This is a genomic window from Bartonella sp. AP58NXGY, from assembly GCF_042195785.1.
Taxonomy (GTDB): Bacteria; Pseudomonadota; Alphaproteobacteria; order Rhizobiales; family Rhizobiaceae; genus Bartonella.
Genome location: NZ_JBHIOY010000416.1, coordinates 1 through 233, shown reverse-complemented (window position 1 = coordinate 233; position 233 = coordinate 1). Strand labels below are relative to the sequence as shown.

The 233-nt window shown below is 37.3% G+C and carries 1 pseudogene; it reads right to left on the bottom strand.

The window, feature by feature from the left end:
• Window positions 1-233, bottom strand: a pseudogene (locus ACFINC_RS11770) (thiazole synthase); the annotation flags it as partial.

The window sequence follows — 233 nt, the reverse complement described above, 5'->3', positions numbered from 1 at the left end:
ATAATAACTTGGCAACCAACATCTAAGAGTCTTTCAGCAACAATGAGATCATCGGTTGTATAGGCAAAAACGTGAAAACCTTCACTATTTAAAATTTGCGCTGCTTCGATGAGAGCAAAAACATTGGGTTGTAAGGTATCAGCATTCCCGATAATTTCGAGTTTAATCCAAGAGGTTTTAAAGAGATCTCGTGCTAAATGGGCTGTCGTTACAGCTTCTTTAACAGTATAACA